Annotated in this window: 10 protein-coding genes; 2 read left to right on the top strand and 8 right to left on the bottom strand. The window is 67.8% G+C overall.

The window, feature by feature from the left end; translation table 11 throughout:
- Positions 1–40 precede the first annotated feature (40 nt).
- The 6 genes from PJW05_RS12800 to PJW05_RS12775 form a co-directional block, all read right to left on the bottom strand.
- A complete protein-coding gene (locus tag PJW05_RS12800; RefSeq protein ID WP_271412068.1) occupies positions 41–367 on the bottom strand; it encodes a DUF190 domain-containing protein in 327 nt (108 codons plus the stop codon).
- A 19-nt stretch (positions 368–386) separates the two neighbouring features.
- A complete protein-coding gene (locus PJW05_RS12795) occupies positions 387–1,130 on the bottom strand; it encodes an SDR family oxidoreductase (protein ID WP_271412067.1) in 744 nt (247 codons plus the stop codon).
- Positions 1,131–1,369: 239 nt separating this feature from the next.
- Positions 1,370–2,827, bottom strand: coding sequence for an efflux transporter outer membrane subunit (locus PJW05_RS12790; RefSeq protein WP_271412216.1), 1,458 nt, complete (start codon positions 2,825–2,827; stop codon positions 1,370–1,372).
- 38 nt (positions 2,828–2,865) lie between these two features.
- Positions 2,866–5,973 carry a multidrug efflux RND transporter permease subunit gene (locus tag PJW05_RS12785; RefSeq protein WP_271412066.1) on the bottom strand — a complete coding sequence of 1,036 codons (3,108 nt, stop codon included), beginning with the start codon at positions 5,971–5,973 and terminating at the stop codon, positions 2,866–2,868.
- Positions 5,974–6,070: 97 nt separating this feature from the next.
- Positions 6,071–9,163 (bottom strand): MdtB/MuxB family multidrug efflux RND transporter permease subunit, encoded by a 3,093-nt coding sequence (locus PJW05_RS12780; RefSeq protein WP_271412065.1) that lies wholly within the window; start codon positions 9,161–9,163, stop codon positions 6,071–6,073.
- Complete coding sequence (locus tag PJW05_RS12775) at positions 9,160–10,428, bottom strand: MdtA/MuxA family multidrug efflux RND transporter periplasmic adaptor subunit (RefSeq protein WP_271412064.1); 1,269 nt, start codon at positions 10,426–10,428, stop codon at positions 9,160–9,162. The genes PJW05_RS12780 and PJW05_RS12775 overlap by 4 nt, the downstream gene beginning before the upstream one ends.
- 168 nt (positions 10,429–10,596) lie before the next feature.
- Here PJW05_RS12775 and PJW05_RS12770 point away from each other — a divergent pair, with 168 nt between their 5' ends.
- Positions 10,597–12,030, top strand: coding sequence for a TldD/PmbA family protein (locus PJW05_RS12770; RefSeq protein ID WP_271412063.1), 1,434 nt, complete (start codon positions 10,597–10,599; stop codon positions 12,028–12,030).
- The gene (locus tag PJW05_RS12765) at positions 12,030–13,358 is read left to right on the top strand and encodes a TldD/PmbA family protein (protein WP_271412062.1); all 1,329 of its coding nucleotides are present in this window, start codon (positions 12,030–12,032) and stop codon (positions 13,356–13,358) included. Before PJW05_RS12770 ends, PJW05_RS12765 begins: the two co-directional genes overlap by 1 nt.
- Positions 13,359–13,579: 221 nt before the next feature.
- On the opposite strand, the gene tpx is transcribed toward PJW05_RS12765, so the two are convergent.
- A complete protein-coding gene (gene tpx, locus PJW05_RS12760; protein ID WP_271412061.1) occupies positions 13,580–14,077 on the bottom strand; it encodes a thiol peroxidase in 498 nt (165 codons plus the stop codon).
- Positions 14,078–14,158: 81 nt separating this feature from the next.
- On the bottom strand, positions 14,159–15,523 hold the full coding sequence (locus PJW05_RS12755) for an alanine/glycine:cation symporter family protein (protein WP_271412060.1): 1,365 nt from the start codon (positions 15,521–15,523) through the stop codon (positions 14,159–14,161).
- Positions 15,524–15,676: the final 153 nt, after the last annotated feature.

The raw sequence follows: 15,676 nt of genomic DNA, 5'->3' as shown, positions 1-15,676 counted from the left end.
CTTGCGGGTGGCGAAGCGGAGATTGTCGCAGAGGCCGGCCTCAACCATCCACCGGCGCGCCCAGCAGCCCGAACTCGGCGGGAACCCGGACGTAGAACAGCGGCACGGCCTCATCTGCCAGGCGCTTGAGCAGGGCATCGCACTCCGCCTCGGTCAGGGCCAGGAGAATCAGCATCGGCTGGTCAGCCATCTCGAAGAAGTGATGGGAATGGATGTGCCGGGTATGGCCGAAGCCTTCGATCCCGGAAACCAGGGTGGCGCCGCGCAGGCCCATTTCCATGGCCAGGCCGACGATCCAGTCCGCCAGCATCTTGCCCTGGTGGCGCCGGTTCTGCTGGGTGTAGAGCGTGAGCTGGCAGCCCTTCATATCAGCCTCCTTCGCGAGGTCAGACGATGCCTCCGTTCACCCTGAGGGTCTGCCCGTTCACCCAGGCGCCTTCGGGCCCCACCAGGAAGGCGACCAGGTTGGCGATATCCTCGGGGTTGCCCAGGCGTTCCAGGGGCGCCTGCTTGACCAGGCGCGCCACCAGTTCCGGCGGTTTGCCTTCCAGGAACAGGTTGGTGGCCGTCGGCCCAGGCGCCACGCAATTGACCGAAATGTTCCGCCCGCGCAGCTCGCGGGCGAAGATCGCGCTCATGGTTTCCACCGCCGCCTTGGACGCGGCGTAGATGGCGTAGCCCGGCAGGCTCAGCCCCACCACGCTGCTGGACAGGTTGACGATGCGCCCACCGCTGCGCAGGCGTGACGCCGCCAGCTTGAGGGTGTTGAAGGTGCCGCGGGTGTTGATGGCGAAGAGCCGGTCGTAGAGCGCCATCTCGGTATCGGCGAGCGGCACCAGGCCGGGCTGGATCACCCCGGCGTTGTTCACCAGGATATCGATGGCGCCGAACTCCATTTCGGTCTGGTCGAACAGCACGGCGACCGCCACAGGGTCGCTGACGTCGGCCAGCACCGGGTAGGCCTTGCCCCCGGCCCGCCGGATGTCTTCCACCACCTGCTCGGCGGATTCCGGCCGGGAGGCGTAATTGACCACCACCTGGATACCTTCGGCGGCCAGGCGCCGGGCTATGGCCGCGCCGATACCCCGGGACGCCCCGGTGACGATTGCGGTTCTGGCGGTTTCCGACATGCGGTTCTCCCGGAATGGCCCGAAAACCACGGCTGGTGCCGCTTGTGGGCCTTTCCAGTGGTATAGCCGCAGATGGCGCCCCGTGCGGGACCGGTCATCAGCGGCGCCCGGCCCGCCAGGGGCCCGGAACGCTCAGCGCGCGGCGTGCAGGGCCTGCCAGCGGGCGTAGATCGCCGCCGTGGAAAGGCCGAAGGGTTCGCCCTCGGCGTTGGCCGCGGCGAACACCACGCGACGCGGCCTTAAGGCAGCGCCTCGCCATCCGACTCCGCCCGCTCCAGTTGCGTCTGTTCCCATCCCCCGCCCAGGGCGGCGATGAGCTGGACGCTGGTGGTCAGGCGGCTGCCCATCAGGGTCAACAGCGTGCGCTCGTTGTTCAGCGCGGTGGCCTGGTTGGTGACCACGCTGTTGTAGTCGACGGTGCCGGCGCGGTACTGGTTGGTGATCAGGCGCAGGGCTTCGCGGGCGGCGTCCAGGGCTTCCTGCTGCACACCGCTCTCCTCGGCCAGCACGTCGAGCTGGACCAGGTAGTCCTCGGCTTCGCGGAAGCTGTCGAGCACGGTCTGGCGGTACACGGCAACGGTCTGGTCGTAGCTGGCCTCGGCCTGGTCCACCTGGGAACGGATCAGGCCGCCGTCGAACAGGGTCATGGCGAATTCCGGGCCGATGGACCAGAAGCGGTTGGGCGTGGTGATCCAGTCATGCAGGCTGCCGCTGCGGTAGCCGCCGGCGGCGCTCAGGCTGAGGCTGGGGAAGTAGGCGGACTTGGCGACACCGATCCGGGCGTTGGCCGCCATCACGTTGCGCTCGGCGGAGGCCACGTCGGGGCGGCGTTCCAGCAGTTGCGAGGGCAGCAGCGCCGGCACGTGCGGCAACGCCGGTACGCTGTCCACCTCGGCCAGGCTGAACTCCGCCGGCGGCACGCCGACCAGTACGGCGAGGGCGTTCTCCAGCTGCGCGCGCTGGTACTTGAGGTCGATCACCTGGGCCTGGGTACTTTTCAGCTGAGTGGTGGCCTGGGCCACGTCGGCGCGGGTGACGATACCGGCCTTGTACTGGTTCTGGGTCAGGGTCAGGGCGCGCTGGTAGGCGGCGATGGTGGCCTCCAGCAGGCGTTTCTGTGCATCCAGCACCCGCAATTGCAGGTAGTTCTGCGCCAGTTCCGATTGCAGGCTGAGGCGTGCGGCGGCGAGGTCGGCGGCGCTGGCCTGCAGGCTCGCGGTGTCGGATTCCAGTTGCCGGCGCAGCTTGCCCCAGAGGTCGATTTCCCAGTTCACCCCGAGGCTGACGTCGTAGCTCTTGGACACGCCGCCGCCGCCTGAGCTGGTGACGGTGGAGCCGTCGGCCAGGCGCACGGTGCTGTCGCCACCGCCCTGCCCGGAACGGGTCTTGCCGGCATTGGCGGTCACCGAGGGGAAAAACGAGGCCCGCGCGCCACGGGCCAGCGCCTGGGCCTGACGGTACTGGGCGACGGACTGGGCGAGGGTCTGGTTCGAAGCCTCCAGGCGCTGCTGCAGGCCGTTGAGGGTGGCGTCGTTGTAAAGCTCCCACCAGCGGCCACGGTGCTCCAGGTCGGCCGGGCTGGCCAGGGACCAGCCTTCGGCGTGCTTGAACTGCGCGGGCACGCTCTGCTCCGGACGCTGGTAGTCCGGGCCGATGGCGCAGCCGGACAACAGCAGGCCGGCGAAGGCCATGGCCATGGCACGGCGCAGGGGTTTCAGGGAGGTGGCAGCGGTGTTCATAGCGGTGTTTCCAGGGCAGCGTCGGTGCGCACGCCACGCCAGCGGTTGAAGCGGTGGCGCAGGCGGTCGAGGTAGAGGTAGACCACGGGGGTGGTATAGAGGGTCAGCAATTGGCTCAGCACCAGGCCGCCGATGATGGCCACGCCCAGCGGCTGGCGCATTTCCGCGCCCTCCGCGCCGCCGATCAGCAGCGGCACGGCACCGAGGATGGCGGCGATGGTGGTCATCAGGATCGGCCGCAGGCGCAGCAGGCAGGCCTGGCGGATGGATTCCGCCGGGGACAGGCCGTCGTTGCGCTCCAGTTGCAGGGCCAGGTCGATCATCATGATGGCGTTCTTCTTCACCACGCCGATCAGCAGGAACAGGCCGAGCAGCGAAATCAGGCTGAACTCGCCGCCGGTGAGGAGGATCGCCAGCAGCGCGCCGACACCCGCCGAGGGCAGCGTGGAGAGGATGGTCAGCGGGTGGATGTAGCTCTCGTAGAGGATGCCCAGCACCAGGTACACCAGCACCAGGGCGGCGAGGATCATCCACGGCTGGTTCTGCTGGGTGCTCTGGAAGGCGTCGGCGCTGCCGCCCATCCGGGCGATCACCGAGCTGGGCAGGCCGATGGCGGCCACCGCCTTCTCGATGGCGACGGTGGCCGTGTCCAGGCTGACGCCGGGAGCCAGGTCGAAGGAGATGCTCTCCGAGGCGAACTGCCCTTCGTGGCTGACCCGGTCTTCCTCCAGGCTGCGCTCGTAACGGGCGAAGCTGGACAGCGGCACGCGCTGGCCGTCGGCGGTGATCAGTTGCACCTGCTTGAGGGTTTCCGGGTCCTGGGCGTATTTCGGGTTGACCTCCATCACCACCTGGTACTGGTTCAGGGTGTCGTAGATGGTGGAGATCTGCCGCTGGCTGTAGGCGTTGTTCAGCGCCGAGCTGACCATGGCCATGTCCACGCCCAGGCGCTTGGCGGTGTCGCGGTCCACCTGCAGGGTGATCTGCTGGGCGCCCTCCCCCTCGTTGGCGTCGATGGCGGTGAGTTCCGGCAGCGCCTTGAGCGCGGCGGTGACCTTCGGCAGCCAGGTGCGCAGGTCGGACAGCTCGCCGCTCTGCAGCACGTACTCGTACTGGGAGCTGCGCTGCTCGCGACCGCCGCCGAACTGCAGGTCCTGGTCGGCCATCAGCATCAGCCGGCCGCCGGGCACCTTGGGCAGGTTGGCGCGCAGCCGTTCGATGACTTTCTGCGCCGAAACCTTGCGTTCGGCGATGGGCTTCAGGCGCACGATCATGAAGGCGTTGTTGATGCCGCCACCGCCGCCGATGAAGCCGGCCACGCTCTCCACCGCCGGATCGGCCAGCACGGCGCGGCGGAAGGTTTCCATCTTCGGCTGCATCACGGTGAAGGACAGGCCGTCGTCGCCCCGGATGAAGCCGATCAACTGGCCAGTGTCCTGCTGCGGCAGGAAGGTCTTGGGCACCAGCACGTAGAGGGCGATGTTGCAGGCGATGGTCAGCAGCAGGCTGGCCAGGGTCAGGCGCGGATGGCGCAGGGCCAGCCCCAGGGTGCGGTCGTAGGCGCCGACCATGCGCGTGTGCAGGGTCTCGCTCCAGCGTTGCAGGCGGCTGTCCCGGTCCGGCACATGGGGCTTGAGCCAGCGCGCGCAAAGCATGGGCGTCAGGGTCAGGGACACCAGCAGCGAGACCAGGATGGCCACCGCCAGGGTCAGGGAAAATTCGCGGAACAGCCGGTCGATGATGCCGCCCATGAAGAGGATCGACACGAACACCGCCACCAGCGAGAGGTTCATCGACAGCAGGGTGAAGCCCACCTCGCGGGTGCCCTGCAGGGCCGCCTTGAACGGCGCCATGCCGTCGTTGATGTGCCGCGAGATGTTCTCCAGCACCACGATGGCGTCGTCCACCACCAGCCCGGCGGCGAGGATCAGCGCCATCAGCGAGAGTACGTTGAGGGAGAAACCCATCAGGTACATCACGGCGAAGGTGCCCACCAGCGACACCGGCACCGCCAGCGCCGGGATCAGCGAGGCACGCAGGTTGCCGAGGAACAGGTAGACCACCAGTATCACCAGGGATACCGCGATCAGCAGGGTGCGCTCGGCCTCGTGCAGGGTCGCGCGGATCACCGGCGAGCGGTCCATGGCCAGGTCCAGCTTGACGCTGGCCGGCAGCACCGCCTGCAACGCCGGCAGCTGCTGCTTGATGCGCTCGATGGTCTCGATGATGTTGGCGCCGGCCTGGCGGTTGATTACCAGCAGCACCGCCGAATCATCGTTGAAGAAGCCACTGTTGTAGCGGTCTTCCACCGCGTCGCGGACCTTGGCCACATCGCCCAGGCGCAGGGCCGCGCCGTCCTGGTAGCGGAGGATCAGCGGCGCGTAGTCGGCGGCCTTCTCCAACTGGTCGTTGGCGCCCACCTGCCAGTGGCGTCCGGCATCTTCCACCGCGCCCTTGGGCCGGCGCTGGTTGGCGGCGGCGATGGTGCTGCGCACGTCGTCCAGGGCCAGACCGTACTGGGTCAGCAGTTGTGGCTCCAGCTCAACCCGCACCGCCGGCAGGGAACTGCCGCCGATCTGCACTTCGCCCACGCCCCTGACCTGGGACAGGCTCTGGGCCAGGATGGTGGAGGCCAGGTCGTAGAGCTGGCCCTTCTCCAGCACGTCGGAGGTCAGCGACAGCACCATGATCGGCGCCTGGGACGGGTTGACCTTCTTGTAGGTGGGCATGCTGCGCATGCCGCTGGGCAGCAGGTTGCGCGAGGCGTTGATGGCCGCCTGCACGTCGCGGGCCGCGCCGTTGATGTCACGGTCCAGGTCGAACTGCACGATGATCCGCGTCGAGCCCTGGCTGGTGCGGCTGGTCATCTGGTTGATGCCGGCGATGGTGCCGAGCGACCGCTCCAGCGGCGTGGTGACGCTGGAGGCCATGATTTCCGGGCTGGCGCCGGGCAGGCTGGCCTGCACGGTGATCACCGGGAAATCCATCTGCGGCAGCGGCGACACCGGCAGCAGGCCGAAGCTGACGCTGCCCAGCAGGAGGATCGCCAGGCTCAGCAGCATGGTGGCCACCGGGCGGTGGATGAAGGGGGCGGAGAGGTTCATGGCTGAGCGTCCGAGCGGGGCATGAGCCCCCTCTCCCCCGGTTCCTCTCCCGCGAGCGGGAGCGGAGAGACAAGCAGCCAGCGGGCGCGAACGCGGCTCATACCGCCACCCCCGCCGCGCTGCGGCCGGTGAAGCGGCGCGACAGGCGATCGAAGGCCAGGTAGATCACCGGCGTGGTGAACAGCGTCAGCACCTGGGACAGCAGCAGGCCGCCGACCATCACCAGACCGAGCGGCTGGCGCAGTTCGGCGCCGGAGCCGGTGGCGAGCATCAGCGGGATGGCGCCGAACAGGGCCGCCAGGGTGGTCATCAGGATCGGCCGGAAACGCAGCAGCGCCGCCTGGTAGATGGCCGCTTCGGGGGCCATGCCCTGCTTGCGTTCGGCCTCCAGGGCGAAGTCGATCATCATGATCGCGTTCTTCTTGACGATGCCGATCAGCAGGATGATGCCGATGATGGCGATCAGGCCCAGGTCATTGCCCGTGAGCAGCAGTGCCAGCAAGGCGCCGACGCCGGCCGAGGGCAGCGTGGAGAGGATGGTCACCGGGTGGATGTAGCTCTCGTAGAGCACGCCCAGGACGATGTACATGGTCACCACGGCGGCGAGGATCAACAGCAGGGTGCTGGACAGCGACGCCTGGAAGGCCGCCGCCGCGCCCTGGAAGCGAGTCTGCACGCCTTCGGGCATGCCGATTTCCTGCTGTGTCCGCTGGATCACCTCCACCGCCTCGCCCAGGGCCACGCCGGGCGCGAGGTTGAAGGACAGGGTCACCGCCGGGAACTGGCCGATATGGTTGATCGCCAACTGCGTCTGGCGCTCCTCGACGCGGGCCAGGGCCGACAGCGGGACCTGCGCCCCATCGCGGTTGGCGACGTGGATCTGCTGCAGGGCCTGCGGCCCGATCACCTCGCCGGCGGCGGATTCCAGCACCACGCGGTACTGGCTGGCCTGGGTGAAGATGGTGGAGATCTGCCGCTGGCCGAAGGCGTCGTAGAGGGCGTCGGTGATGGCGGAAATTTCCACGCCCAGGCGCCCGGCCATGTCGCGGTCGATATTCAGGTAGACCTGCAGGCCCTTGTCCTGCAGGTCGCTGGCCACATCGGCGAGTTCCGGCCGCTGGCGCAGGGCGTCCACCAACTTCACTGTCCACGCGTTGAGCAGGTCGGCGTCGGGGGATTCCAGGCTGAACTGGAACTGGGTGCGGCTGACCCGGTCTTCGATGGTCAGGTCCTGCACCGGTTGCAGGTAAAGGCGGATATCGCTCTGCCGCTCCAACTCGGGCTGCAGGCGCTGGATCACTTCGCTGGCGGTGACGTCGCGCTCGCCGTGGGGCTTCAGGTTGATCAGCATGCGGCCGCTGTTGAGGGTGACGTTGTCGCCGTCGACGCCGATGTAGGAGGTCAGGCTGGCCACCGCCGGGTCCTTGAGGATCAGCGCGGCGACCTTCTGCTGGCGCTCGCTCATGGAGCGGAACGAGACCGATTGCGGCGCTTCGGTGATGCCCTGGATGACGCCGGTGTCCTGCACCGGGAAGAAGCCCTTGGGCACGGCGAGGTAGAGCACCACGGTGAGCGCCAGGGTGCCGATCGCCACCAGCAGGGTCAGGCCCTGGTGCCTGAGGGTCCAGGTCAGGCCACGGCCGTAGCGCTCGATCATGCCGTCGATGAAGGCGCCGCTGGCCGTGTAGAAGCCGCCCTGCTGTGCTTTGCCTTCGCGCTTGAGCAGGCGCGCGCACATCATCGGCGTCAGGGTCAGCGACACCACCAGGGAAATCAGGATGGCCACCGCCAGGGTGATGGCGAACTCGCGGAACAACCGGCCCACCACATCGGCCATGAACAGCAGCGGGATCAGTACGGCGATCAGCGAGAAGGTCAGCGAGATCAGGGTGAAGCCGATCTGCTTCGCACCTTTCAGGGCAGCGTTGAGCGGTGTCTCGCCTTCTTCCAGGTGGCGGGCGATGTTCTCCAGCATGACGATGGCATCGTCCACCACGAAGCCGGTGGCGATGGTCAGCGCCATCAGCGTCAGGTTGTTGATGGAGAAGCCGGCCAGGTACATCACCGCGAAGGTGCCCACCAGGGACAGCGGCACGGCGATGGACGGAATGAGGGTGGCACTGAGGCGACGCAGGAACAGGAAGGTCACCATCACCACCAGGGCGATGGCGAGGAACAGTTCGTGGCGCACGTCGGTGATGGCGGCGCGGATGGTCTGGGTGCGGTCGGTGAGCACCACCACGTCGAGGCCCGCCGGCAGGTTGGCGGTGATCGCCGGCAGCAGCGCCTGGATGCGGTCCACCACTTCGATCACGTTGGCGCCGGGCTGGCGCTGGATGTTCAGCAGCACCGCCTCGTTCTGGTTGGCCCAGGCGGCCAGGCGCTCGTTTTCGGCGCCGTCGACGATCTCGGCGACATCCTTCAGGCGCAGGGCGGCGCCGTTGTTGTAGGCGAGGATGAGGTTGGCGTATTCCTCGGCGGACTTGAGCTGGTCATTGGCGTCCAGCATCGAGACGCGGGTCGGGCCGTCGAAGTTGCCCTTGGGCTGGTTGACGTTGGAGGCGCCCACCAGGCTGCGCACGTCGGACAGGTTCAGGCCGTTGGCCGCCAGGGCCTCGGGGTTGACGCGGATGCGTACGGCCTGGCGCTGGCCACCGGCGATGCTGACCATGCCGACGCCGTTGATCTGCGCCAGCTTCTGCGCCATGCGCGTATCCACCAGGTTATGCAGCTTGGGCAGCGGCATGGTCTTCGAGCTGATGGCGAGGGTCAGCACCGGCGTATCGGCCGGGTTGACCTTGTTGTACACCGGCGGCGCCGGCAGGTCGTTGGGCAGCAGGTTGCTGGCGGCGTTGATGGCCGCCTGGACTTCCTGCTCGGCGACGTCCAGCTGAACCTCCAGGCTGAAGCGCAGGGTGATCACCGACGCGCCGCCGGAGCTGGTGGAGGACATCTGCGTCAGCCCCGGCATCTGCCCGAACTGGCGCTCCAGCGGCGCGGTGACGGCGCTGGTCATCACGTCCGGGCTGGCGCCCGGATAGAGGGTGAGGACGCGGATAGTCGGGTAATCCACTTCCGGCAGCGCCGCAACCGGCAGCAGGCGGTAGGCGATCAGGCCGGCGAGGAGAATCGCCAGCATGCTCAGGGTGGTGGCGACCGGCCGCAGGATGAACAGGCGGGAGAGGTTCATACGCCGCCTTTCTTGTCGCGGCCTTCGGGACGGACGCCCTGCAATTGCTCAGTGGGCTGCGCGGGCACCTCGTCGGCGTCGTGCACCACTTCCACCTCGCTGCCGTCGCGCAGGCGGTCGGTGCCTTCCAGCACCACCCGCTCGCCGGGCTGCAGGCCGCTCCTGACCACGGTGCGTTCGCCATCGTCCGGGCCGGTTTCCAGCTTGCGCACCTTGACCTTCTTCTCGCCGTCCATCACGTAGGCGAAGCTGCCCTGGCTGCCGAACTGAACGGCCGCCGACGGAATCAGCACGGCTTGCGGCAACAGCTCGGCGCGCAGGCGCACGTTGACGAACTGGTTGGGGAACAGGATTTCGTCGTCGTTGGCGAAGCGCGCCTTGAGCTTGAGCGTGCCGGTGGTCGTGTCGATCTGGTTGTCCAGGCTTTGCAGCACGCCTTCGGCCTGCCTGACCTTGTCGCTACGGTCCCAGGCCTCTACCACCAGGGGCTCGCCGGCGCGGTAACGGCTGACCACCGCCGGCAACTGGCCTTCGGGCAGGGTGAAGGCGACGCTGATGGGCTTGGTCTGGGTGATCACCACCAGCGGGGTGGTGTCACCGCTGCTGACCAGGTTGCCCAGGTCGACCTGGCGCAGACCGAGGCGACCCGCGATGGGCGCGCGCACCTGGGTGAAGCCGAGGTTGAGCCGGGCCTCGGCAACCGCCGCCTCGTTGCTCTTGATGGTCCCGCGATACTGCGCCACCAGGGCTTCCTGGGTATCCAGGGTCTGCTTGGCGATGCTGTCCTCGGCGTACAAGCCACGGTAGCGGGCCAGGTCGATCTCGGCGTTCTTCAACTGAGCGCGGTTCTGCGCCAGGGTGCCTTCGGCCTGTTGCAGGGCCACCTGATAGGGGCGCGGGTCGATCACCGCCAGCAGGTCGCCGGCCTTGACCTGCTGGCCTTCCTCGAACTGCAGCTTGACCAGTTCACCGTCGACGCGGCCACGCACGTTCACCGTGTTCAGCGCAGTCACGGTGCCGAGGGCCTTGAGATAGACCGGAAAATCCGCCTGGGTGATGGTGGCCACGCGCACTGGCACCGGGCCGGAGAAGGCACCGAAGCCCGGACGCCCGGGGCCTCCGCGACCGCCCTGCTGGTTCGGCTTGGCGGCGCTATCAGGCCAGAACCACCAAATCAGCAGCAGCAGGGCCAACAGTCCGACGGCGATGGCCAGCCAGTTGCGGAGGGAACGGGAATTGCGGGTTTGCTCAGTAATCGGGGACATGGTTCAGGTCGAAATGTGCGAGAGCGTGAACGATAAGCAGTTGAAAGCAGAAGGCAAAGTCTATTTACCGGCTATTTACCAAGGGCTTACGCGACACACTATCCTTACTGACCGATAGCCGCCCTTTCGTCGCGGTCCCGTTTGATGTCGCCGGGCCAGGAGCGTTCCGTGTTCGCAAGTTGCCGCCAGCACTTCGCCGCGCTGCACACCCAGGCGGAGTTCCACGCGTTGCGCATCGTCCGCCAGCGCACCGAGCACGCCCGGCTGCGCCGTGGCGTGGCCGAGCCGCCCAGCCTCGGCCAGGATATGGGTGCCATGCTCAGCGCGCGGCTGGCCGGGGTGGAAGCCTATGCCGCCACCACCGACCTCAGCCTCGCTGGTCTGCAACGGGCCCTGGAACGGGCGGAGGAACTGGCCCGCCGGATTGCTCGCTACGCCCTGGTGGATCACAGCCGCCTGACGCCTCCCCAGTCCAAGGCCCGCTACCAGTCGCCCGGCCTGGAGCAGCCCTTCCCCGGCCTCGCCGAACGCTTCGAACTGCTGGCCGAAGAGTCGGCCACCCTTCCCGCCGACCCGCGCCTGGTCAACTGGACCCTGTACATCGGCAGCGAGCGTCACGAGCAGCTCTACCTCAACAGCGCCGGTGCCGAGCAGTGGCAGGACCTGCGATTCACTTACCCCGGCATCAGCGTCACCGTCTTCGACGGCCACGACAGCCAGAGCCGCAGTTTCGGCGGCTATCACAGCGGCCAACAGGGCGGCGCCGAGGTGCTCCAGCGCCTGGGCTTCGCCGGCGCGGCGGCGCGGGTGGCGGACGAGGCGCTGCAACTGCTGCTGGCGCCGAATACGCCGAGCGGCCTCACCGACCTGCTGCTGATGCCGGACCAGATGCTGCTGCAGATCCACGAATCCATCGGCCATCCGCTGGAGCTGGACCGCATCCTCGGCGACGAGCGCAACTACGCCGGCACCAGCTTCATCGGCCTGGAAGACTTCGGTCGCTACCAGTACGGCTCGCCGCTGCTGAATGTGAGTTTCGACCCCGGCATTCCCGAGGAACTGGCCAGCTACAGCTTCGATGACGACGGCATGCCTGCGCGCAAGGAAATGCTCATCAAGGACGGGCTGCTGCTGCGCCCCCTGGGCGGTGCGCTCTCGCAGCAACGCAGCGGCCTGCCGGGCGTGGCCAACAGTCGGGCGGGCAGTTGGAACCGCGCGCCCATCGACCGTATGGCCAACCTCAATCTGGAGCCCGGCGACCGCAGCCTCGATCAGCTCATCGGCGGCATCGAGCACGGCGTACTGATGAGCACCAACCGGTCCTGGTCCATCGACGATGCCCGCAACAAGTTCCAGTTCGGCTGCGAATGGGGCCGACTGATCGAGAACGGCGAACTCAAGGGCGTGGTGAAGAACCCCAACTACCGGGGCGTTTCCGCGCCGTTCTGGCGCAACCTGGTGGCCGTCGGCGATGCCAGCACCGTCGAGGTCCACGGTACGCCCTGGTGCGGCAAGGGCGAGCCCAACCAGGTGGTGCGCGTGGGCCACGCCTCGCCCGCATGCGTCTTCAGACAGGTGGAAGTCTTTGGAGGAGCCCAGTGATGGCCGACGCAGAATCCCGCTTCACCGCCCTGGCCGAGAGCCTGGGCGCCAGCCTGCAGGCCGGCGAGGACTTCAGCCTGTGGTACAGCGCCGAAGACTCCGAGTTCATCCGCTTCAACCGCGCCCGGGTGCGCCAGGCCGGCCACGTGACCCAGGCCAGTGGCCGCCTGCGACTGATCCGCGACGAACGCAGCGCGGAAATTGCCGTCACCCTCTCCGGCGACCAGGAGAGCGACCGCCAGCGCCTGGCCGACGGCCTGGTGCAGTTACGCCTGGTCATCGGCCAACTGCCGCCGGACCCTTACCTGCAGGTGGAACGCTCGGCCTGGCACCGCCGCTCGGTGGACCCGGCCAGCCTGCCCGATGGCGCCGGCGTGCTGGCGGCCATCGACAACGCCGCCAGCGGCCTCGATCTGGTCGGCATCTATGCCGCCGGCCCGCTGTACCGGGGGTTCGCCAACAGCTTCGGTGCCTTCGGCTGGCACACCGCGCCCTGCTTCAACTTCGACTGGAGCCTGTTCCACGCCAACCACCAGGCGGTGAAGGCCGATTATGCCGGCGCCCGCTGGGATGCCGCCGAATTCGCCCATCGCTTCGCCCTGGCCCGCCAGCAGCTCGACCACCTGGGCAAGCCGGTGCGCCACCTGCAGCCGGGCGCCTATCGCGCCTACCTGGCGCCGGCGGCCCTCGACGAAGTGCTGGGCATGCTCGCCTCGACCGGTTTCTCTGCCCGCGCCCTGGCCAACAAGGAGAGCCCGCTGCAACGCCTGCAGGGCGGTGGCGCGCGTCTCAGCCCCTTGCTGAACCTGGACGAACAGGTGGCCGGCGCCCTCGCCCCGGCCTTCGGCCCCGAAGGCGCGCCACGCAGCGATACGGCGCTGGTGCGCAACGGGCAGCTGGCGGGGCAACTGGTCTACCCCCGCAGCGCCCGCGAATACGGCCTCACCGCCAACTGCGCCGAGGCCAATGAAGCGCCCCAGTCGCTGGTCATGGGCGGCGGTGCCCTGCCCCAGGCCGATGCGCTGCAAAGGCTGGGCACGGGCCTCTACATCGGCAACCTCTGGTACCTGAACTGGTCCGACCTGCCCGCCGCGCGGATGACCGGCATGACCCGCTTCGCCACCTTCTGGGTGGAAGACGGCCAGATCCGGGCGCCGGTGGACACCATGCGCTTCGACGACAGCCTGTTCAGCCTGCTCGGCGACCAGCTCGAAGCCCTCACCGTGGAACGCCAGTTGCGCCTGTCCAGCAGCACCTACGGCGAACGCCAGACCTGGTCGGCACTGCTGCCGGGGGCACTGGTGAGGAGCCTGAAACTGACGCTTTAGTTGCTGGGACAGCTACGCTGTCCTTGGCGAATGAATTCGCCCCCACAAGAGCCTCCGCCGAGGCACCCGAACCCTGTGGGAGCAAGACCGAACGGATGGCACAGCGCCGCAGGATGGGTCGGGCGGCGTTCCGCGAGCGGAGCGAAACCCATACAGCCTGCCCGATCCGCACGCACAAAAAAGGGAGGTCCGAGGCCTCCCTTCTTCGTTTCGCCGATCCCTTACAGGGCGGCGATGGCCGCCGCGTAGTTCGGCTCGTCGGCGATTTCACCCACCAGCTCGCTGTGCAGCACCTTGTCGTTCTCGTCCAGCACCACCACGGCGCGGGCGGCGAGGCCGGCCAGGGGGCCGCTGGCGATGGCGACGCCGTAGTCCTTGAGGAAGCTGGCACCGCGCAGGGTGGACAGGTTCACCACGTTCTCCAGGCCTTCGGCGCCGCAGAAGCGCTTCTGGGCGAACGGCAGGTCGGCGGAGATGCACAGGACCACGGTGTTGGCCAGCTTGCTGGCCTCGACGTTGAACTTGCGCACGGAGGTGGCGCAGGTCGGGGTGTCGACGCTCGGGAAAATGTTCAGCACCTTGCGCTTGCCGCTCAGGCTGGCCAGGGTCACGTCGGACAAATCGCCGCCGACCAGGCTGAAGGCCGGGGCCTGCTGGCCTTTCTGCGGCAGCTGGCCGTCGACGTTGATCGGGTTGCCCTTGAGGGTTACTTGAGCCATTGCATCGATCCTTGTTTCAGGTGGGGTTGTACGAAGACGTCAAGTTAAGCACGCTCGGCGGCAAAAGTCCTGACCTAGAGGTCAGGACATTTCCGCCTGCTTCGCCGCCCTGGCGAAGTACTCGCGGGTCAGCTTCAGCACGACCGGGCTGAGCAGCAGCAGCGCGAGCAGGTTCGGCAGGGCCATCAGGCCGTTGAGGGTGTCGGCCAGCAGCCAGGCGAAATCCAGCTGCGCCACGGCGCCGAAGGGAATGGCCAGCACCCACACGATTCGGAACGGCAGGATCGCCTTGGTGCCCACCAGGAACTCCCAGCAGCGTTCGCCGTAATAGCTCCAACCGAGGATGGTGGTGTAGGCGAAGACCACCAGGGCGAGGCTGAGGACGACGGCGCCGAACCCCGGCAGGGCCGATTCGAAGGCCGCGGCGGACAGGGCCGCGCCGCTCTGGCCGCTGGTCCAGGCACCGGAGCAGATGATCACCAGGCCGGTCATGGTGCAGATGATCAGGGTATCGATGAAGGTCCCGAGCATGCCGATCAGGCCCGAACGCACCGGGCTGTTGGTGGTGCCGGCGGCCTGGGCGATACCGGCGGTGCCAAGACCCGCCTCGTTGGAGAAGATGCCACGGGCCACGCCGAAGCGGATCGCCGCCATCACCGCCGCGCCGGCGAAGCCGCCGGTGGCCGCCGCCGGGCTGAAGGCATGGGTGAAGATCAACTGGAAGGCGCCGGGGATGGCGTCGACATTGATGATCAGCACGGTCACCGAGGCGACGATGTAAGCGACGCACATGAAAGGCACCAGGGCCTCGGCCACCTTGCCGATGCGGCGAATGCCACCGAGGATCACCAGACCGGTGACCACCATGGTGGCAACACCGGTGACCCAGAAGGGAATGCTGAAGGTGGACTCCAGGGCATGGGCCATGCTGTTGACCTGGACCATGTTGCCGATGCCGAAGCCGGCCAGGCCACCGAAGAGGGCGAACGCGGAGCCCAGCCAGAGCCACTTCTTGCCCAGGCCATTCTTGATGGCGTACATCGGACCGCCGACGTGTTCGTTGCGCTCGTCCTTCTCGCGGTAGTGCACCGCCAGCACCACTTCGGCGTACTTGGTGGCCATGCCCACCAGGGCGGTGCACCACATCCAGAACAGCGCACCCGGGCCGCCGAGGAAGATGGCCGTGGCCACGCCGGCGATGTTGCCCGTGCCGACGGTCGCGGCGAGACAGGTCATGAGGGCCTGGAAGGGGCTGATCTCGCCGCTTTCGTCGTCACCCTTGGCACGTCCCTGCCAGAGCAGGCGGAAACCGGTGCCGATTCGCAGCAGCGGCATGAAGCGCAGGAAGGCCATGAGGAACAGGCCGGTACCGAGGATGGCGACCAGCATGGGCGGTCCCCAGACGAGGCCGTTGATCTGATTCACCAGATTGTTGATGGATTCCATGGAAGGCTCCTTTCTTCTTGTTAGCGGGAGCCGGCGGTGGCCGGCTCCGGGTTCGGGACCCCGGCACAGGTAAGCGCCGGAATCGCTCCACGACCGGGGGCGGCGGGTAGCGCCCCCCTTCGGATTGCATGGGCATACGGACAGGGGCCAGGA

The organism is Pseudomonas sp. Q1-7 (genome assembly GCF_028010285.1).
GTDB lineage: Bacteria > Pseudomonadota > Gammaproteobacteria > Pseudomonadales > Pseudomonadaceae > Metapseudomonas.
This window is presented reverse-complemented; position numbering and strand designations above follow the sequence as displayed.